At 70.7% G+C, this 17,801-nt stretch carries 18 protein-coding genes; 12 read left to right on the plus strand and 6 right to left on the minus strand.

Annotated features, from left to right (window positions below; all coding sequences use genetic code 11):
• Positions 1 to 133 precede the first annotated feature (133 nt).
• Positions 134 to 1,297 (minus strand): enolase C-terminal domain-like protein, encoded by a 1,164-nt coding sequence (locus tag ACWDUZ_RS00055; protein ID WP_451629439.1) that lies wholly within the window; start codon positions 1,295 to 1,297, stop codon positions 134 to 136.
• Between the two features lie 368 nt (positions 1,298 to 1,665).
• On the opposite strand from ACWDUZ_RS00055, the gene hpnR reads away from it, so the two are divergent.
• The 4 genes from hpnR to ACWDUZ_RS00075 all read left to right on the plus strand — a co-directional run bounded on the left by hpnR (position 1,666) and on the right by ACWDUZ_RS00075 (position 5,960).
• The gene (hpnR, locus tag ACWDUZ_RS00060; RefSeq protein ID WP_451629440.1) at positions 1,666 to 3,168 is read left to right on the plus strand and encodes a hopanoid C-3 methylase HpnR; all 1,503 of its coding nucleotides are present in this window, start codon (positions 1,666 to 1,668) and stop codon (positions 3,166 to 3,168) included.
• A 76-nt stretch (positions 3,169 to 3,244) separates the two neighbouring features.
• Positions 3,245 to 4,963 carry an aa3-type cytochrome oxidase subunit I gene (ctaD, locus tag ACWDUZ_RS00065; RefSeq protein WP_451629441.1) on the plus strand — a complete coding sequence of 573 codons (1,719 nt, stop codon included), beginning with the start codon at positions 3,245 to 3,247 and terminating at the stop codon, positions 4,961 to 4,963.
• Entirely contained in the window at positions 4,960 to 5,352 is a 393-nt protein-coding gene (ctaF, locus tag ACWDUZ_RS00070; protein ID WP_451629442.1) for an aa3-type cytochrome oxidase subunit IV, read from the plus strand. Before ctaD ends, ctaF begins: the two co-directional genes overlap by 4 nt.
• Before the next feature lie 134 nt (positions 5,353 to 5,486).
• Positions 5,487 to 5,960 carry an SPW repeat protein gene (locus tag ACWDUZ_RS00075; RefSeq protein WP_451629443.1) on the plus strand — a complete coding sequence of 158 codons (474 nt, stop codon included), beginning with the start codon at positions 5,487 to 5,489 and terminating at the stop codon, positions 5,958 to 5,960.
• Between the two features lie 99 nt (positions 5,961 to 6,059).
• Here ACWDUZ_RS00075 and qcrB read toward each other — a convergent pair whose 3' ends face one another.
• Positions 6,060 to 7,703, minus strand: coding sequence for a cytochrome bc1 complex cytochrome b subunit (gene qcrB, locus ACWDUZ_RS00080; protein ID WP_451629444.1), 1,644 nt, complete (start codon positions 7,701 to 7,703; stop codon positions 6,060 to 6,062).
• 249 nt (positions 7,704 to 7,952) lie between these two features.
• Here qcrB and ACWDUZ_RS00085 point away from each other — a divergent pair, with 249 nt between their 5' ends.
• From ACWDUZ_RS00085 to ACWDUZ_RS00100, 4 genes are all read left to right on the plus strand, one after another.
• Positions 7,953 to 8,513, plus strand: coding sequence for a hemerythrin domain-containing protein (locus ACWDUZ_RS00085; RefSeq protein WP_451629445.1), 561 nt, complete (start codon positions 7,953 to 7,955; stop codon positions 8,511 to 8,513).
• Between the two features lie 294 nt (positions 8,514 to 8,807).
• The gene (locus ACWDUZ_RS00090; protein WP_451629446.1) at positions 8,808 to 9,071 is read left to right on the plus strand and encodes a DUF3040 domain-containing protein; all 264 of its coding nucleotides are present in this window, start codon (positions 8,808 to 8,810) and stop codon (positions 9,069 to 9,071) included.
• A gap of 60 nt (positions 9,072 to 9,131) precedes the next feature.
• Positions 9,132 to 9,941, plus strand: a complete 810-nt coding sequence (locus ACWDUZ_RS00095; protein WP_451629447.1) for a ribonuclease BN — start codon at positions 9,132 to 9,134, stop codon at positions 9,939 to 9,941.
• Between the two features lie 211 nt (positions 9,942 to 10,152).
• Positions 10,153 to 11,079, plus strand: coding sequence for a DMT family transporter (locus tag ACWDUZ_RS00100; protein WP_451629448.1), 927 nt, complete (start codon positions 10,153 to 10,155; stop codon positions 11,077 to 11,079).
• Here ACWDUZ_RS00100 and ACWDUZ_RS00105 read toward each other — a convergent pair.
• Positions 11,059 to 11,598, minus strand: coding sequence for a DUF3566 domain-containing protein (locus tag ACWDUZ_RS00105; RefSeq protein WP_451629449.1), 540 nt, complete (start codon positions 11,596 to 11,598; stop codon positions 11,059 to 11,061). The genes ACWDUZ_RS00100 and ACWDUZ_RS00105 overlap by 21 nt on opposite strands.
• Before the next feature lie 229 nt (positions 11,599 to 11,827).
• On the opposite strand from ACWDUZ_RS00105, the gene ACWDUZ_RS00110 reads away from it, so the two are divergent.
• Complete coding sequence (locus tag ACWDUZ_RS00110; protein WP_451629450.1) at positions 11,828 to 12,289, plus strand: CBS domain-containing protein; 462 nt, start codon at positions 11,828 to 11,830, stop codon at positions 12,287 to 12,289.
• Positions 12,290 to 12,469: 180 nt separating this feature from the next.
• Positions 12,470 to 13,768, plus strand: a complete 1,299-nt coding sequence (locus ACWDUZ_RS00115) for an SLC13 family permease (protein WP_451629451.1) — start codon at positions 12,470 to 12,472, stop codon at positions 13,766 to 13,768.
• Positions 13,769 to 13,801: 33 nt separating this feature from the next.
• On the opposite strand, the gene ACWDUZ_RS00120 is transcribed toward ACWDUZ_RS00115, so the two are convergent.
• The 3 genes from ACWDUZ_RS00120 to ACWDUZ_RS00130 form a co-directional block, all read right to left on the minus strand.
• Complete coding sequence (locus tag ACWDUZ_RS00120) at positions 13,802 to 13,951, minus strand: hypothetical protein (protein ID WP_451629452.1); 150 nt, start codon at positions 13,949 to 13,951, stop codon at positions 13,802 to 13,804.
• 71 nt (positions 13,952 to 14,022) lie between these two features.
• Positions 14,023 to 14,229 carry a hypothetical protein gene (locus ACWDUZ_RS00125; protein ID WP_451629453.1) on the minus strand — a complete coding sequence of 69 codons (207 nt, stop codon included), beginning with the start codon at positions 14,227 to 14,229 and terminating at the stop codon, positions 14,023 to 14,025.
• Between the two features lie 84 nt (positions 14,230 to 14,313).
• A complete protein-coding gene (locus tag ACWDUZ_RS00130) occupies positions 14,314 to 15,405 on the minus strand; it encodes an NADH-quinone oxidoreductase subunit B family protein (protein ID WP_451629454.1) in 1,092 nt (363 codons plus the stop codon).
• A 386-nt stretch (positions 15,406 to 15,791) separates the two neighbouring features.
• Between ACWDUZ_RS00130 and ACWDUZ_RS00135 the strand changes: the two genes are divergently transcribed.
• Positions 15,792 to 17,237, plus strand: a complete 1,446-nt coding sequence (locus tag ACWDUZ_RS00135; protein WP_451629455.1) for a glyceraldehyde-3-phosphate dehydrogenase — start codon at positions 15,792 to 15,794, stop codon at positions 17,235 to 17,237.
• 76 nt (positions 17,238 to 17,313) lie between these two features.
• Positions 17,314 to 17,790, plus strand: coding sequence for an N-acetyltransferase family protein (locus tag ACWDUZ_RS00140; protein ID WP_451629456.1), 477 nt, complete (start codon positions 17,314 to 17,316; stop codon positions 17,788 to 17,790).
• The last annotated feature ends 11 nt before the right edge of the window (positions 17,791 to 17,801 follow it).

A 17,801-nucleotide genomic window follows, 5' to 3' on the forward strand; every position in this document is an offset into this window, starting at 1 on the left:
CGATCACCGCAGTCTGGCACACCATCTCCCTTGATGTTGAGCAGAGTTGACCGGAAGGCCGGTCGGTGCGGCTGCCCGGGCCCCCACGGGCCCCCTTTCTCCTCCGGGCCCACGTCGCCCGGCCCGATCCGGGTCAGTCGGGTCGCTGCCCGTGGACGCGGTACGGCTCGGCGTCGGCCCATTTGACCTCCAGGCCGAGGCCCGGCCGGCCGGTGTCGGGGCGCAGGGTGCCGTCGACGGGCGGCAGCGTGCCGTCGAACACCAGCCGCTCGAAGCGGACGTGGTCGTGGAAGTACTCCAGGTGCCGCAGTCGGCGCACGGCGCAGAAGGCGTGGGCGGAGACCGCCGGCGCGCAGTGCGCGGACAGGTCCAGGTGCCGGGCGGCCGCGAGGCCGGCGGCCTCCAGCACGCCGGTGATGCCGCCGCAGCGGGTGACGTCCGCCTGGAGGCAGTCCACCGCCTCGGCGTCCACCAGGTTCACGAAGTCCCGTGTGGTGTACGCGTACTCGCCCGCGGCGATCTCCAGCCGGGGCGGCCCGCCGCGGCGCAGGGCCCGCAGGCCTTCGATGTCCGCGGAGCTGACCGGTTCCTCGAACCAGCGCACGTCCCACTCGTCGTGGAACCTGTGCGCCCAGTACAGCGCCTCCTTGCGGCCGAGGGCCCCGTTGGCGTCGGTGAACAGCTCGGGTCCGGGACCGATCGCCCGGCGGACCGCGGTCAGCCGCTGCGGGTCGCGGTCGGGGTCCCGTGAGGTCTTCAGCTTCACACGGGGGATGCCCTGTTCGGTCCAGGCGGTGAGCTGCTCGGTGAGGCGGGTCAGCGAGTAGTTGGTGAAGCCGCCGCTGCCGTAGACCGGGACCCGGTCGTGGCAGGCCGGGAGGACGTGGACCAGCGGCAGGTCCAACAGCCTGGCCTTGAGGTCCCACAGAGCGACGTCGGCGGCGGACACCGCCATGAACCCGGCTCCGGGGCGGCCGGCGTTGCGGATCCGCCTGCCCATCAGCTCCCACAGCGCGGGCGGCGAGGAGGCCGGCCGTCCCTCGAGCAGAGGGGCGAGCGTGCCCGACAGGAAGGTGGCGAGCGACACGTCGCCGTAGGTGTAACCGATGCCCGTGCGCCCACCCGCGTGCACCCGGCACAGGACCATGGTGGTGGAGGTCCACTCCAGGGTGCCGTCCTGCTCCCTGCCGTCGGGGCCGTCGGTGGGCAGCTCGAACGCGTGCACGTCAACGGCTTCGACGCGGCAGGCTTCGAGCGGCGGCCGGGCGCCCGGTTCCGAGCCGTCGGTCACCGCCATCACACGCTCCCTCGCCACCCTCGGCCGTCGTCCTCGCGTCGTCACCCGCGGGTGACCCGTGCGGGGGTCCGTAAACGTCGCGGGAGGCGGTCGGCCCGCTCCCGCCCGCCCGGGTCGTCCCGCCGCCGGCCGCCACACCGGCCGGGTCCCCCGTGAGACGGAACGTGTGCGGCAGCCGGGGGAAGGCCCGCATGAAGCCCGGCGGGAACGGGACCGAATGAAGTACGCCGTGCGCCTGTCACGACCCGTCATGGACGCCGGGCGAAGTCGTCCACCGACGGGAAGGCCGGGGAAGCACCGGGTGCCGTTGCCCGTACCGCCTCGCGTGGCCGCTCCCCCGCATCCCGCCGCGGAACCCGAGGTGATCCATGCGCGTCCTGCTCGTCCATCCCAGTGCCCTGATGTACTCGGAGATCTTCCTCAGGCTGGAACCGCTCGGCCTGGAGCGGGTGGCCGCCGCGGCCCGCGAAGCAGGACATGAGGTACGGGTCGTCGATCTGCAGGTCCTCAGGCACCGGGACCTGCGCCGGGTGGTGCACTCCTTCCGGCCGCAGGTCCTCGGCTTCTCGCTGAACTACCTGGCCAACATTCCCGAGGCCATCGACCTGTCCCGGGCCGTGAAGCAGGCGCTGCCGGACTGCTTCGTCTTCTTCGGCGGGCACAGCGTCTCCTTCGTGGCCGACGACGTGCTGCGCCAGGCGCGGGGCGCCGTGGACGCCGTGGTGCGGGGTGAGGGGGAGCCGGCGATGGCGCCGCTGCTGGAGGCGGTGCGCGACGGTGGCCTGCGGGAGGTGCCCGGGATCGTCACCACCGACGGGCACGGGCCGGCCCCGCGCATGCTGCACAGCATCGACTCCCCGCGGCCGGCCCGGGACCTGATGAGCCATCGGCGCCGCTACTTCATCGGTGAGCTGGATCCGTGCGCCTCCATGGAGTTCACCCGGGGCTGCCCCTGGGACTGCTCGTTCTGTTCGGCCTGGACGTTCTACGGGCGCAGCTATCGCAAGGCCAGCCCGGAGGCCGCCGCCGAGGAGCTGGCATCCATCGCCGAACCCAACGTGTTCATCGTCGACGACGTGGCGTTCATCCGTCCCGAGCACGGCGACGCCATCGCCGCCGAACTGGAGCGCCGGCGGGTCCGCAAGCAGTACTACCTGGAGACCCGCGCGGACGTGCTGCTGCGCCACACCGAGGTGTTCGAACGGTGGACCCGGCTGGGCCTGCGCTACATGTTCCTGGGCATGGAGGCCCTGGACGCCGAGGGTCTGGACCTGTTCCGCAAGCGCGTCAACCCGGACGACAACTTCCGTGCCCTGCAGACCGCTCGGCGGCTGGGCATCAACGTCGCCATCAATCTGATCGTGGATCCGGCCTGGGACACCGAACGCTTCCGGCTGGTGCGCGAGTTCGCCCTGTCGGTCCCGGAGATCGTGCACCTGACGGTGATGACCCCTTATCCGGGCACCGAGATCTGGCACACCGAGTCGCGCCGGCTGACCACCCGCGACTACCGTCTGTTCGACATCCAGCACGCCGTGGTCCCCACCACGCTGCCGCTGGACCGGTTCTACGAGGAGCTGGTGCGCACCCAGTCGGTGATCAACCGCAAGCACCTGGGTCTGCGCACCGCGTTCGGCGCGGCGCGGGTGCTCGCCGGCCGGCTGGCGCACGGACAGACCAACTTCGCGCGCATGCTGTGGAAGTTCAACCACGTCTACAACCCGCGCCGCCAGCTCGCCGACCACCGCCGCCCGGTCCGCTACGAGCTGCCCCTGCCGCCCCGGCTCCCCGTCGGGGACCGACGGGAGCTGTACATCCACACCAGGTCGGCTCCCCGCTCCGGTCCCTCCGCGCGTCCGTCCGGCGGTTAGGGCTTGTCGCAGCAGACCGTCCGCCGGGCAGGTCCGGGCGTCCGGACCGGCCCGTCGAAGCGCGTGGAGGGCGCTCATGTCACAGACTCATCCCGGAGTGGACGAGCCGCGGCACACCGCGCGGCCGCCCCGGGGCCGTACGGGCGAGAGGATCCGGGACTATCTGACCACCACCGATCACAAGAAGATCGGCAGTATGTACCTGGTCACGGCGTTCGGCTTCTTCCTGGCCGCCGGCATCATGGCGATGTTCATGCGGGCCGAACTGGCCCGGCCGGGCCTGCAGATCATGGACAACGACCAGTACAACCAGCTGTTCACGATCCATGGCACGATCATGATGCTGCTGTTCGCGACGCCCACGTTCGCCGGGTTCTCCAACGCCATCATGCCGCTCCAGATCGGCGCCCCCGACGTCGCCTTCCCCCGGCTGAACGCCCTCACCTACTGGTTCTTCCTGTTCGGCGGGCTGACCGTGCTGTCCGGGTTCGCGGTCGACAACGGGGCGGCGCCGTTCGGCTGGTTCGCCTACGCGCCGCTGAACAACGCCGAGCACAGCCCCGGCCACGGCGGGGACCTGTGGGCCATGGGGCTGGTGGTCGCGGGTCTGAGCACCACGCTGGGCGCCGTCAACTTCATCGCCACGATCATGTGCCTGCGCGCGCCGGGCATGACCATGTTCCGGATGCCGCTGTTCACCTGGAACGTGCTGTTCACCTCGATCCTGGTGCTGCCCGCCTTCCCGGTGCTCACCGCGGCGCTGCTGGCGCTGGAGGCCGACCGCAAGCTGGGCGCCCACATCTACGACTCCGCCAACGGCGGTCCGCTGCTGTGGCAGCACCTGTTCTGGTTCTTCGGCCACCCGGAGGTCTACATCGTCGCCCTGCCGTTCTTCGGTGTGGTCACGGAGATCATCCCGGTGTTCAGTCGCAAACCGGTCTTCGGCTACGTGGGCATGGTGGGCGCGACCATCTCGATCACCATGCTGTCGGCCACCGTCTGGGCCCACCACATGTTCGCCACGGGCGGGGTCCTGCTGCCGTTCTTCTCCCTGATGTCGTTCCTGATCGCCATCCCCACGGGGGTGAAGTTCTTCAACTGGATCGGCACCATGTGGAAGGGCAGTCTCTCCTTCGAGACACCGATGCTGTGGTCGCTCGGCTTCATGGTCACCTTCCTGCTCGGCGGGCTCAGCGGTGTCCTCATCGCCTCCCCGCCGCTGGACTTCCATGTGACCGACAGTTACTTCATCGTGGCCCATCTGCACTACGTGCTCTTCGGGACGATCGTCTTCGCGACCTTCGGCGGGTTCTACTTCTGGTGGCCGAAGATGACGGGCAAACTGCTCGACGAGCGGCTGGGGAAGATCCATTTCTGGACGCTGTTCGTCGGCTTCCAGACCACCTTCCTCGTCCAGCACTGGCTCGGCGCGGAGGGCATGCCCCGGCGCTACGCCGACTACCTCGCGGCCGACGGGTTCACCGCCCTGAACACCATCTCGTCGATCGGCGCCTTCCTCATCGGCCTGTCCACGTTCCCCTTCCTGTACAACCTGTGGAAGACCGCCCGCTACGGGACGAAGGTGGAGGTGGACGACCCGTGGGGGTACGGCCGGTCGCTGGAGTGGGCGACGTCGTGTCCGCCGCCCCGGCACAACTTCACGGAGCTGCCCCGCATCCGCTCCGACTCCCCGGCCTTCGACCTGCATCACCCGGAGATCGTGCGGGAGTTGCCGCCGGCGGAGCACGGAGCCGTGGAAGCCACGCCCGACACCATGGGAGGGCAGAGCGAATGAAGTCCGAGGCCTACCTCTTCGGCGGCGTGGCCGTGTTCTTCGCCCTCACGGACGCGGCCTACATCTGGTTCGCCCGGGAGCCCGCCGGGATCGCCGCGCTGACCGTGGCCTGCCTCATGGCGTCACTGATCGCCTTCTTCTGCCTGATCAACCACCGGCGCAAGGGTCAGCGGCCCGAGGACCGGCCGACCGGGGAGATCCGGGAACGCAGCGGTCGCGTCGACTTCTTCCCGCCGCACAGCAGAAACCCGGTGATCACCGCCGCCGGAGTGACCGTGTGCGCCGTCGGCGTCATCTACGGCTTCTGGCTCTTCATGATCGGATTCGGAATTTTCGCCGTCGGGCTGCTCGGCATGGTGTTCGAGTTCGTGGGGCGTGACACCGCCTGAGTCCGGCCGCCCACCGCGAGCCGTCTCCCCCGGCCAGGAATCCTGTGAAATCGACATAAAAACGGCATAAGTCATCTGAACAGGGGAACCCTTGCATAAGGCAAAGACTCCCCTTCGGAGAGGAGACGACAGCAATGTCGTATCCACATCGCTCCAGTGACGTGGGCGCCCATCCGGAGACGATGGGTGCGCATCCCGAGATGGCGGAGATGCGGGAACGGCTCGAACGCACCGCTTCGAGCGGCCCGGCGATGGCCGTCGAGGGCCTGATCGTGCTGACAGGCCTCTACGCCGCGATCTCCCCCTGGGTCGTGCACTTCTCGGTCCAGCCCGCCATCACCGTCAACAACCTGATCGTAGGCATCACCATCGGTGTGATCGGGCTCGGCCTGGCGCTGGCCCCGGAACGCATGTTCCGGCTGGCGTGGGCGCTCGTTCCACTCGGCGTGTGGCTGTTCATCTCGCCCTGGGTGGTGACCTTCCTGCACACCGCGCGGGCGGGCATCATCTGGAACAACTGCTGGGTCGGCGCGGTGACCGTGGTGCTGGGTCTTGCCGCCATGGGGATGACCATCGGCAAGGCGCGCCGGGGCGACGCCCGGAGGTGACCCGCAGCAGGACGCCGTGTCCGCGTGCTCAGGCGTGGACACGGCACCACCATGGCTGTCGTGGGGATCAGGAGCGTCACTTGCCTGGGGAACGGGCGTTCACTCCTGCGAAGAACCGGCCCCGCCCGCCACCGGGTCGGCCGTGCGGCCGGTGATCTGGAGACGCTCCTCGCCCGTCGTCGGCACATCCACCCGCTCACCGTAGTACCAGGCGCTGAGCCGGGCCTGGAGCCGGCGGCGCAGCGGGGCGTCGCGCCCGGGGTACGCCAGCGGCAGCGGAATGTCCCTGACCAGAAGTTTGTAGCGGCGGCGCCGGTCGAGTCCTTCGTGGCTCTCGGCCATGCCGCCCGGGAGATCCTGGTAGACCTCGCCGGTCTCCTCGCCTTCCTCCAGCAGCCGCCGTTCGTGCATCTGGAGAGCGAGACAGACGCGTCTGGTGATCAGGTACGCGAGCACCGGACCGACGAACAGCAGCACCCGGAAGATCCAGGTGAGGCCGTTGACGGAGACCAGGAACACGGTGGCGATCACGTCGTTGCCGCCCGCGAGCAGCAGCACGGCGTACCAGACGATCGCCGCGACGCCGAGCCCGGTGCGCACGGGGCGGTCCCGCGGCCGGTCGCACAGATGGTGCTCCACCAGGTCCCCGGTGACCCAGCGTTCGAAGACGGGATAGCAGTAGAGCACCAGGAAGAGCAGTCCCGGCAGCACCACCGCCGGGAGCAGTACGTTCCACATGAAGGTGTGCCCGGCGACGTTCCACTCCACTCCGGGCATCAGCCGCAGCGCGCCCTCCAGGAACCCGACGTACCAGTCCGGCTGGGCGTCGGTGGACACCTGGTCGGGGACGTACGGTCCGAAGGCCCAGATGGGGTTGATCTGGGCGATCGCCCCCATGACGGCGAGCACCCCGAAGACGATCAGCGACAGCCCGATCGACTTGCCCACGAACGCGGGGAACATGGGCTGTCCCACCACGTTGCGGTTGGTCCTGCCCTCCTCGGACCACTGGGTGTGTTTCAGGTAGACCACCATGAACAGGTGCACGGCGATCAGGGCGATCAGCAGGCCCGGCACGAACAGCACGTGGACGATGTACAGCCGTTTCGTGAGCGCGTCGCCCGGGAAGGGGCCGCCCCACGCGAAGAAGGCGAGATAGGTCCCGACCACCGGGATCGACTCCACGATCGTGTTGGCGGTGCGCAGTCCCGTGCCGGACAGCAGGTCGTCCGGGAGGGAGTAGCCGGCGAATCCCTCCAGCAGCGCCAGCAGGAACAGCGTCACGCCCACGGTCCAGTTGAGCTCGCGCGGTCTGCGGAAGGCGCCGGTGAAGAAGATCCGCAGCATGTGCACGCCCAGGGCCGCCACGAACACCAGGGCGGCCCAGTGGTGCATCTGCCGCATCAGCAGGCCGCCGCGCACGTCGAAGCTCAGCTGGAGGGTCGACTCGTACGCCTTGGAGACCAGCAGGCCCCGCAGCGGCCCGTAGGAGCCGGTGTAGCGCACCTCGGCCAGACTCGGATCGAAGAAGAGCGTCAGGAAGGAGCCGGTGAGCACCAGGACGACGAAGCTGTACAGGGCGATCTCGCCGAGGAGGAACGACCAGTGGTCGGGGAAGGCCTTGCGCAGCAGCTGCCCGGCCAGCTCGGACACGGGCGCGCGCCGGTCGGCCGCGACATAGGTCTGGAAAGCCGCCTGCCGGGCCCTGGCTTCGACTCTCGCCTTGCGGCGCCGCATCAGCACGCCCGCATCACGCTCCTCGTGTGACCGTCCGGGCTGCCGCCGGCCAGCCCGGACGGCGCGGCGGGCCCGGGGGCGCCCGCCTGTCGGGTGTTTCAATCTTGGGTGTACGGCGCGATCGCATGCCGCAGGCATGCCGGGCGCGCCCCCATTTCCACTGAACGACCCCTACGACCCCGACGACCCTTCGGCCCGGCGCGGCCGGGACGCACCAGGAGCGCCCAGTGGACGGCGCTCCGGCAAGGAGCTGCATTGGACAGTCGAGGCGGCATCGTGGAGGAGCTGACGGAGGACCACACCAGGATCCGGTCCCTCTTCGACGGGATCCGGGCCGCACCGTCCGGCTCCGCAGAGCGCCTGGCCCTGGTGGAGCGCGCCGCCCGGGAACTGGTGCGTCATGCGACGGCGGTGCGGGCCCATCTGTACCCGGCGGTCCGCCGCTTCCTGCCGGACGGCGACGGCCGGGTCGAGGGAGAGCTGCGCGAACTGCGGCACATCGAAGAGCTGCTGAAGGCGCTGGAGGGTGCCGATCCGGCCGGTGAGGAGTTCGTGGAGCTGCTGCTGTCGTTGATCACCCGGGTGACCCGGCACATCGTCGAGGCGGAGCAGCTGCTGTTCCCCCGGCTCCAGGCGCTGTGCCCCGCCGATGTCCTGCGGGACCTGGGCGCGAAGGTACGGGAGACCAGGGCGGCGGCACCGACCCGGCCGCGCCCCGCGGCCCCGGCCTCGGCCCCGCTCGTCAGACTCACCACCCAGCTGTGGGGCCCCCTCGACCGCATCCGCGACGCGGCCACCCGCCGGGCCCGCCACTGACCGGGCCCCGCGCCGCCGCGCCGCGCCGGCCGGTGTGACGCCCCGTGGCCGCCCGGTGTCGGTCAGGGGGCACGGGCCACCGGCGGCGTGGGCCGTCAGCAGTGGCTCTCCGCGTCATCGTGCGCCATGGGGGTACTGCGGACATGCGGCCCGTGCCGGTTCCGCCGCTCGGGGGCGCGCTCGCGGTGCGCCGGACGTCATCGTCGCGTCCGCGGTGAGGCCGCGCCCGCAGTGACGTCGCGTGCGCCGGCCGATCGTCGCGGGGCGCTACCGCCGGATTCGAAGGAGTCCTCCGTGAACGTGAACTACGAGCGCGAACTCGCGCGGATCGAGAAGCGGCTGGCGGCCGAGGATCCCCTCCTGGCGGAGAAGCTGGCGACGTTCGAGCAGATCACCGCGCCCCGGCCGAGAGCGGAACGGCGGCGCCATGGGTTGCTCCTGGCCGCCCTCGTCTTCGCGCTGCTCGCCCTCACCTCCGCCCTCGCCGCCGGCACCTCCACCAACAACGATCCCAGACAGTCCCAGGTGGTCACGGAGTATCCGGCGGGGGCCGGGTAACCGGGACGGTGGGGAGCAGACGGAGGTTTCGGGCGGCGGGCGGCCGTCCATGTGGGCAGGATGGCGGGCGTGAAGCGTCACTTCCCGCGGTTGCGGCAGGCGGTGCTCGACCTGGAGCAGCGGCTCGCCGCGCTGGCCCTGGTCCGGCGCGGACGCGATCTGGAGCTGATGCACCGGGCGATGGGGTTCGCCACCCTCTCCCTGGTGACCCTGGCGCCCCTGCTCATCGTCATCGCCGCCGCCGACCCCCTCGGCGAGGGCGGCTTCGCGCAATGGCTGGTCGACGGCATGGGCCTGTCCGGCCGGTCCGCGCGCGTCCTCTCCGACATCATCAGTCCCCCGGTCAAGGTGATCGGCACCACCAGCGTCTGGGGCGGACTCCTGCTCGCGGTGTTCGGCATCTCCTTCGCCGGCAGCGTCCAGAACGGCTACGAACGGATCTGGGGCCTGCCGCCCGGCCCGTGGCACCGCGTGTGGCGCCAGGCGACGTGGCTGGCCGCGTTGAGCGCGTACCTCTACCAGGAGGTGCTGACCGGACACGCGTTCCACGGCTGGCCGCGCATCACCCTGTCCGCGTCCACCGGCGCGCTGTTCTTCTGGTGGGGCCAGCACTTCCTCCTGGGCGGCCAGGTCCAGTGGCGCAGGCTGCTGCCCGGCGCGCTCGCGACCATGGTGGGCCTGGGCGGCCTGCGCTACTTCTCCTATCTGGTCTTCACCCCGCTCATCGTCGAGAACGCGCTCAGCTACGGCACGGTCGGCATCGTGCTGGTCGTGGAGTCCTGGCTCACCGGGGTCGGCTTCGTCGTGTACGGCAGCTCGATGCTCGGGCGCTGGTTCTGCGATCACCACTGGCTGCCCCGGGAGGAGTAGGTGTGCTCGTGCGTTTGGTGACGTGGTCGGCGGGATACTCCGTGACGGCCCAGCCCGTCCGGACCCGGGTGGCAGCGGCACCTGCCGCCTCCTCCCGGCGTTCGCCGTCGCCGCCCAGGAACGCCACCGTGTCCCACGTCCCCTCCGGCTCCCCGGCCGTCACCGCGGCGGGCTCGCCCGCCGGCCCGCCACCGAGGCCGGACGACTGCCGGTGAGCCCCCTCACCATCGTGCTCACCCTGCTGGCGGCGCTGTCCAACGCAACGGCCTCCGTGCTCCAGCGGCGGGCCGCTACGGACGAGTCCGGGGGCGGGTCCGGGGCGCGGCAGGCGATGCGGTGGCTGGTCCGTGTGCTGCGGCGCCCGTACTGGCTCGCGGGTGCCGGCCTGCTGGCGGTGTCCACCGTGCTGCAGGCGGCGGCGCTGTCCGTGGGCAGTCTCTCCGTGGTGCAGCCGCTGCTGGCCACCGAGCTGCTGTTCACCCTCGCCGTGGGCAGCCTCGTCTTCCGCCGTCGTCCGGACCGGCGGACCTGGCTGGCGTTCGCCGCTCTCGCCGTCGGCCTGGCCCTCTTCCTCGGCGCGGCCTCGCCCCCGGAGGGCACGTCCACCGCCCCGCCGGAACTCTGGCTCCCGGTGGGCGCGGCGCTGCTGGCCCTGGTGGTGGCGCTGCTCGTGGCGTCCCGGCTGGTGCGGGGCGCTCCTCGGGCCGCCCTGCTGGGGCTGGCGTCCGCGGTGTCGTTCGCGGCCACGGCAGCTTTGCTGAAGGAGGTCACCGGGCGGTTCGACCAGGGCCTCGGCGCGTTGCTCACGCAGTGGCCGCCGTACGCCACGATCGTCGTCGGGGGACTGAGCTTTTTGCTGTTGCAGAGCGCGTTCCGGGCAGGCAGCCTCACCGCGTCGCAACACGCGCTGACCCTGGGGGACGCGGTGACCAGCGTGGCGCTGGGCTGGGCGCTGTTCGAGGAGTACATCGGGCTCGGGGTCCGGGTGCTGCCGGAGGTGATCGGCGTGGCGCTGATCGGCGCGGGAAGCATGGGGCTGGCCGGTGCGACGGGCTCCGCCGGCTGGGACGCCCCGCAGCCCGATCCCGGCGGTCCGGGCCCCGACGCCCGGCAACCCTCACAGCGGCGGCCCGGGTGAACCGCTCCCGCTCATGGGCCGAGCCGTGCTCGTCGCCCGCTCCGCCTGTTCCGGTCGCGGTTCCGGCGCGGACGCCGCCACGGCCGGGGCGTCCTCGGTCAGGGTCAGCTCGACCCCGCCGGCGCATCGGCCCGAGACGTTGTAGAGGAGGCCGCCAAGCGTGGCGGACGCGGTGGTGAGCACGACCGCGCAGATGCCCAGTCCGAGGGCCCAGCCGGGGGACGGCCACGGGTCGCGGCCCAGCAGGGCGAGCAGGATCCACACGGGCGGCAGGGTGACGGCCGCGCACAGCGCCAGTCCCAGCGACACCAGGAAGCTCGCCACCAGGACGGACGCGAGGTCGGCCCGTGCCAGACGCAGCCGCAGTCCGCGCGCCCTGGGTATGGTCCCGTCCGCGGACCACAGCCGTTCCGCCACGCCGGGTATGCGGGGCTCCGGATCCGGCCGGACGTCCTCCTGGACGTCCTCGGTGCTGTCGGCGTCACCGGTTCCGTGCGCGGTCCGTCTGCTGCGGCCCATGTCCGCTTCCTCCCGATCACCCCCGCCGGTGTGCGTTCTCGACGCTAGGCGGGCCGTATCCCACCCGCATCCCCGGTTCACCCGGAAGGCCGTACCGCCGCGGCACCGACCCGCCAAGGCGGCGACCCGGCCCGCGGCCACCGGCGCATCGGACGGGCAGCTCACGGCGGGTGCGTCACAATGGCGCTGCGAGGCGACAGCGGACGTGGACGAGAAGGGAGGGCGACTCGTGCGGGCACGTGACCTGGCGGTCGAGTACGAGACGGTCGGTGTCGACACCGACGCGACCGAGGCCGCGCGGCTGATGGCCGAACACCGGCTGCCCGCGCTGCTCGTGCTGGACCAGGAGGGCGCGCCCAAGGCGATCCTGCCGGCCTCTCAGATGATCAAGGCCGTGGTGCCGGCGTACGTCATGGAGGACCCGACGCTCGCCGCGGTGGTCGACGAGAGCCACGCCGACCGGCTCTGCCAGGCTCTGAGGGGCCGCACGGTGCGTGACTGTCTGTCGCCGTCGGTGCCCGAGCCGCCGGTGGCCGCCCCGGACGACACCGCGCTGGAGGTGGCCGCGCTGATGGCGCGGGTGCGCAGTCCCCTCGTCGCGGTCGTCGACAGCGACGAGGCGGGCGTGCGGCTGCTCGGGGTGATCACCGCCTCGGACCTGCTGGAGCGGCTGCTGCGCGCCGCGTCATGAGCTGCCGTCCGGGGTCGGCCCCCGTCCTGCCGGGTGCGCGCCGCATACCCGTGGACGGATCAGGGATCTGCCACAGCGGCGTCAAGGACGGGTAAGGTTCTTCCCGGTGTGCCGGGAAGTCTGGTCGGCGAGCAGGGGACACGTCTCCCCCGACCACGTCCGTCCACCGACCGGAGCACCGTGAACGACTGGCACAGCTGGGCGGCCGTCGCCGTCTTCGTGGGCGCCTACGCCCTCATCATCAGCGAGAAGATCCACCGCGTCGCCGTCGCACTCGGCGGGGCGGGCCTGATGCTGGCCATCGGCGCGACCGACGACGTGTCGGCGTTCTACTCCGAGGACAGCGGGGTCGACTGGAACGTCATCTTCCTGCTCATGGGCATGATGGTGATCGTCGGCGTGCTGAAGAAGACCGGCATGTTCGAGTACCTGGCGATCTGGGCGGTCAAGCGGGCCCGCGCGCAGCCGTTCCGGGTCATGGCCATGCTGGTGGTGATCACGGCGGTGACGTCGGCGCTGCTCGACAACGTCACCACGGTGCTGCTGATCGCCCCGGTGACCCTGCTGGTGTGCGAGCGGCTGGCGGTGCCCTCGGCGCCGTTCCTGATCGCGGAGGTGATGGCGTCGAACATCGGCGGCACCGCCACGCTGGTCGGTGACCCGCCGAACATCATCATCGCCAGCCGCGCCGGACTGACCTTCAACGACTTCCTCGTCCATCTCGGGCCGCTGGTCGTGGTGCTCGTCGTGGTCCTGCTCGGGCTGTGCCGGTTCATGTTCCGCTCCGCGCTCCATTTCGACGAGGACCGCGCCGCGGAGATCATGGCGCTGGAGGAGCGCGAGGCGATCCGCGACCCGCGGATGCTGGCCCAGGGGCTCGTCGTACTCGGCCTGGTCGTGACGGGGTTCGTGCTGCACCCGGTACTGCACTACGCCCCGAGCGTCGTGGCGTTGCTCGGCGCCGGGCTGCTCGTGGCGGTGTCCGCGGTGGAGACGGGCGACGTCCTGGCCGAGGTGGAGTGGCCGACGCTGGCCTTCTTCGGCGGGCTGTTCATCATGATCGGCGGCCTGATCGAAACGGGCGTCGTCGACCTGATCTCCCAGGCGCTCGCCGGTGTCATCGGCGGGAACGAACTGGGCGGGGCGATGACGCTGCTCGGCGCCTCCGCGGTGCTGTCAGGAGTCGTCGACAACATCCCGTACGTGGCCACGATGGCGCCCATCACCGAGGACCTGGTGCACCACATGGGCGGTGGCGGCGACCATGTGCTGTGGTGGGCGCTGGCCATCGGGGCCGACCTGGGCGGCAACGCCACCGCCATCGGCGCCTCGGCGAACGTCGTGGTCCTCGGCATCGCGGAGCGCAACCGGCAGCCGATCTCCTTCTGGCAGTTCACCAAGTACGGCCTGGTCGTGACGGCGGTGACGGTCGCCCTGTCACTGCTCTACGTCTGGCTCAGGTACTTCGCCCTGTCCTGAGTTCCGTCCGTTCCGGCTCACGTCCCGACGCGGTCAGCGCGGATGCCGCCCGCCGGAGCGGAGACCGACCATCCGCCAGATCCTGACCTCGCGCATGGCCCCGGGAAGCTCCTTGGCCAGCAGGGCGAGCGTCAGCCCGCCGAGCACCACGGCCTCCGCGATGAGCACCTGTTTCCCTGTCATCCCTGCTCCCTGCTCCTTGCCCGGCCGCTGCCGTCCGTGCATGCCGTTCCCGGTGTCCGCCCGGTGACGCGTCACCCGGGCGAGATGTTCGGCATGGTCCTGGTGATCGCGTCGTGCTTCTTCCAGTGGATGCCGGTGGACCGCCGGGCGTCGGCGGTGCCGTCCTCGTGGTGTCCCTGCTGACAGTCGTAGGGGCCGGCGTTGCCCTGGTGCAGTCCGCGTACGTGTCGCGCGGTGTCGGGCCGCACGTGGCGTCTGCCCACTCTGATCCTGCCCATGGTCCGCTCCTCGGTCTGTTCGAGCTGCTCGTTCCGCCCGGGCTCCTCGGTCCGCCGGGTTCGCCTCGGGTCGTCCGCGCCGTGTCAGGCTCGCCAGTGCGGGTCGTAGCCGCTGGTCAGCTTCTCCTTGTTGTGGCGCCACCTCGGTTCCTTGTTGACGGCCATGCTGGTGATGCCGCGCAGCCGCCGGATGACGGCGCCGTACGGCTTGATGAGGACGGAGGACAGGCTGCCGCCCGTGGGCTCGTCCATGAAGGGCATGAAGGCGTCGGGGAAGGCGGGCATGGTGCACCCGATGCAGATGCCGCCGACATTGGGGCAGCCGCCGACGCCGCCCATCCAGCCGCGTTTGGGCACGTTGCAGTTCACCACCGGGCCCCAGCAACCCACCTTCACCTGGCACTTGGGCGAGTTGTAGTCCCTGGCGAAGTCGGCCTGCTCGTAGTAGGCCGCCCGGTCGCAGCCCTCGTGCACGGTCTTGCCGAACAGCCACTGCGGGCGCAGCATCTCGTCCAGCGGCGGGGGCGGCGCCGAGCCCGCGGCGTGATAGAGCACCCAGGTCAGGGTCTCCATGAAGTTCTCGGGCTGGACCGGGCAGCCGGGCACGTTGACGATGGGCAGGCCGCCCTGGGAGGTGTAGTCCCAGCCCAGGTAGTCGGCGAGGCCCATGCTGCCGGTGGCGTTGCCGGCCATGGCGTGGATGCCGCCGTACGCCGCACAGGTGCCGGCCGCGACGACCGCCCAGGCCTTCGGCGCGAGCTGGTCGAGCCACCAGTTGAGGGTGAGCGGCTCTCCGGTGTCGGGATCGTTGCCGAAGGAGGTCCAGTAGCCGGTGCCCTCGATGATGTTCTGGTTGGGGATCGAGCCCTCGATGACGAGGATGAACGGCGCGAGGTCGCCGCGGGCCGCGGCCCGGTAGGGGGCGAGGAAGTCCTCGCCGCCCAGGCTCGGCGAGAGCACCTTGTTGTACAGGTTCACCTTGGGCAGCCCGGGGACGAGCCCCAGCACGATGTCCTCGATGGCGGGCTGGTCCGACGCGGTGATGGACACGGTGTCGCCGTCGCAGCTCATGCCTTCCGAGATCCAGAGGATGTGGATCTCGTCGAAGCCGGCTCCTTCACCGGTGCCCGCGGACTGCTGACCGACGGGGGCGGTGCCGTTGGTGTGGACGCTCATGTGCTCGGCCTCTCCTGGCGACGGTCCGGCTCCTGACGGGAGACGTGCGCGCGGCCCGGGCATGCGTTCGCCCTGCTCCGGGAGCGTCCGTCCCCGCACCAGGCTCACATGTCACACCCGGGGCCGCCTCCTGTGCGGGGGCGGTGGGGTGAACGGTGCGGGTGCGGCTGCCGCCGGCGGGTGCTGACGCCGGGCCGGTGGGTGACGCGTCGGGGCGGCGCGGCCTCGACGGCCGTGCAGCCGGCGCGTCGATCAGCGTTCAGCCCGTTCCAGCCCGTTCCACACAGGGACATAGCACGCGAAGGGGACTGCGACGACCGCCGCTTGGGTGATCAACATGCCCTGTGGTTAGCATATGAGCGCCTCCTAGCTCGAAAGATAGATCTGTGACTGTCAACGACGACTCGTTCACCAACTGGAAGAACCGCGAGGAGATCGCGGAGTCGATGATCCCGATGATCGGGAAGCTCCACCGGGAGCGGGACGTCACCGTCCTGCTGCACAGCCGCTCCCTGGTGAACAAGTCGGTGGTGAGCATCCTCAAGACCCACCGCTTCGCCCGCCAGATCGCCGGCGAGGAGCTCTCGGTCACCGAGACCCTCCCCTTCCTCCGCGCCCTGACCTCGCTGGACCTGGGGCCGTCGCAGATCGACATCGGCATGCTGGCCGCGACGTACAGGAGCGACGACCGCGGGCTGTCGGTGGAGCGGTTCACCGCCGAGGCCGTGGCCGGCGCCACGGGCGAGGGCAAGATCGAGCGCGGCGCGGGACGCGATGTCGTCCTGTACGGCTTCGGCCGCATCGGCCGCCTGGTCGCCCGCCTGCTCATCGAGAAGGCCGGCTCCGGCAACGGCCTGCGGCTGCGCGCCATCGTGGTGCGCGGCGGCGGTGAGCAGGACATCGTCAAGCGCGCCTCGCTGCTGCGCCGCGACTCCATCCACGGCCAGTTCCAGGGCACGATCACCGTCGACGAGGCCACCAGCACGATCGTCGCCAACGGCAACGCGATCAAGGTCATCTACGCCGACGACCCGACGCAGGTGGACTACACGGCGTACGGCATCAAGGACGCCATCCTCATCGACAACACCGGCAAGTGGCGTGACCGTGAGGGCCTGTCCAAGCACCTGCGCCCCGGCATCGACAAGGTCGTCCTGACCGCGCCCGGCAAGGGCGACGTGCCGAACATCGTGCACGGCGTCAACCACGACACCGTCAAGCCGGACGAGCGGATCCTGTCCTGCGCCTCCTGCACGACCAACGCGATCGTGCCGCCGCTGAAGGCGATGGACGACGAGTACGGCGTGCTGCGCGGCCATGTGGAGACCGTCCACTCGTTCACCAACGACCAGAACCTGCTGGACAACTACCACAAGTCCGAGCGCCGTGGCCGGTCCGCGCCGCTCAACATGGTCATCACCGAGACCGGCGCGGCCTCCGCGGTCGCCAAGGCCCTGCCCGACCTCAAGGCGAGGATCACCGGCAGTTCGATCCGCGTCCCGGTGCCGGACGTCTCCATCGCGATCCTCAACCTGCACCTGGCCCGCGAGACCACCCGCGAAGAGGTCCTCGACCACCTCCGCGAGGTCTCGCTGACCTCGCCGCTCAAGCGCCAGATCGACTTCATCACGGCGCCCGACGCGGTCTCCAGCGACTTCATCGGCTCGCGCCACGCCTCGATCGTCGACGCCGGCGCCACCAAGGTCGAGGGCGACAACGCGATCCTCTACCTGTGGTACGACAACGAGTTCGGCTACTCCTGCCAGGTCATCCGCGTCGTCCAGTACGTCTCCGGGGTGGAGTACCCGACCTACCCGGCGCCGGCGGTCTGACACCCGACGGCGCTCCCGCGGTCCCGGCCGGAGACCCGGCCGGGGCCCTGCGATCGGGGTGTGTGAGACTGCGCCCATGATCCGCGCCGCGACCCCCGCAGACGTTCCCGTCATCCACTGCCTGATCCGCGAACTGGCCGAGTACGAGAAGGCTCTCGACGAGGCGCGGGCGACGCCGGAGCAGCTCGCGGAGGCGCTGTTCGGATCGCGCCCGGCGGCCTACGCGCATGTCGCGGAGGGTCCGGACGGCGAGGTCGTGGGCTTCGCCCTGTGGTTCCTCAACTTCTCCACCTGGCGGGGCGTGCACGGCATCTACCTGGAGGACCTGTACGTCCGTCCCGAGGCCCGCGGCGGCGGCCACGGCCGGGCCCTGCTGACGGAGCTCGCCCGCCTCTGCGTGGCGCGCGGCTACGAGCGCCTGGAGTGGTCGGTCCTGAACTGGAACCGCCCGGCGATCGACTTCTACGAGGCGATGGGCGCCCGTCCGCAGGACGAGTGGACGGTCTACCGGCTCACGGACGACGCGCTGGCCGCGCTGGGACGGCAGGCGTAGCGGGCCCTTTC

It is taken from the genome of Streptomyces sp. NPDC003393 (genome assembly GCF_053589015.1).

Excerpts from the sequence above, each read along its gene's own strand:
- ACWDUZ_RS00120 (WP_451629452.1), bottom strand. The coding sequence starts at position 13,951 with ATGACAGGGAAACAGGTGCTCATCGCGGAGGCCGTGGTGCTCGGCGGG.
- ACWDUZ_RS00105 (WP_451629449.1), bottom strand. The coding sequence starts at position 11,598 with ATGGGCCGCAGCAGACGGACCGCGCACGGAACCGGTGACGCCGACAGC.
- ACWDUZ_RS00075 (WP_451629443.1), top strand. The coding sequence starts at position 5,487 with ATGTCGTATCCACATCGCTCCAGTGACGTGGGCGCCCATCCGGAGACG.
- ACWDUZ_RS00125 (WP_451629453.1), bottom strand. The coding sequence starts at position 14,229 with ATGGGCAGGATCAGAGTGGGCAGACGCCACGTGCGGCCCGACACCGCG.
- ACWDUZ_RS00140 (WP_451629456.1), top strand. The coding sequence starts at position 17,314 with ATGATCCGCGCCGCGACCCCCGCAGACGTTCCCGTCATCCACTGCCTG.
- hpnR (WP_451629440.1), top strand. The coding sequence starts at position 1,666 with ATGCGCGTCCTGCTCGTCCATCCCAGTGCCCTGATGTACTCGGAGATC.
- ACWDUZ_RS00095 (WP_451629447.1), top strand. The coding sequence starts at position 9,132 with ATGGCGGGCGTGAAGCGTCACTTCCCGCGGTTGCGGCAGGCGGTGCTC.
- ctaF (WP_451629442.1), top strand. The coding sequence starts at position 4,960 with ATGAAGTCCGAGGCCTACCTCTTCGGCGGCGTGGCCGTGTTCTTCGCC.
- ACWDUZ_RS00055 (WP_451629439.1), bottom strand. The coding sequence starts at position 1,297 with ATGGCGGTGACCGACGGCTCGGAACCGGGCGCCCGGCCGCCGCTCGAA.
- ctaD (WP_451629441.1), top strand. The coding sequence starts at position 3,245 with ATGTCACAGACTCATCCCGGAGTGGACGAGCCGCGGCACACCGCGCGG.
- ACWDUZ_RS00130 (WP_451629454.1), bottom strand. The coding sequence starts at position 15,405 with ATGAGCGTCCACACCAACGGCACCGCCCCCGTCGGTCAGCAGTCCGCG.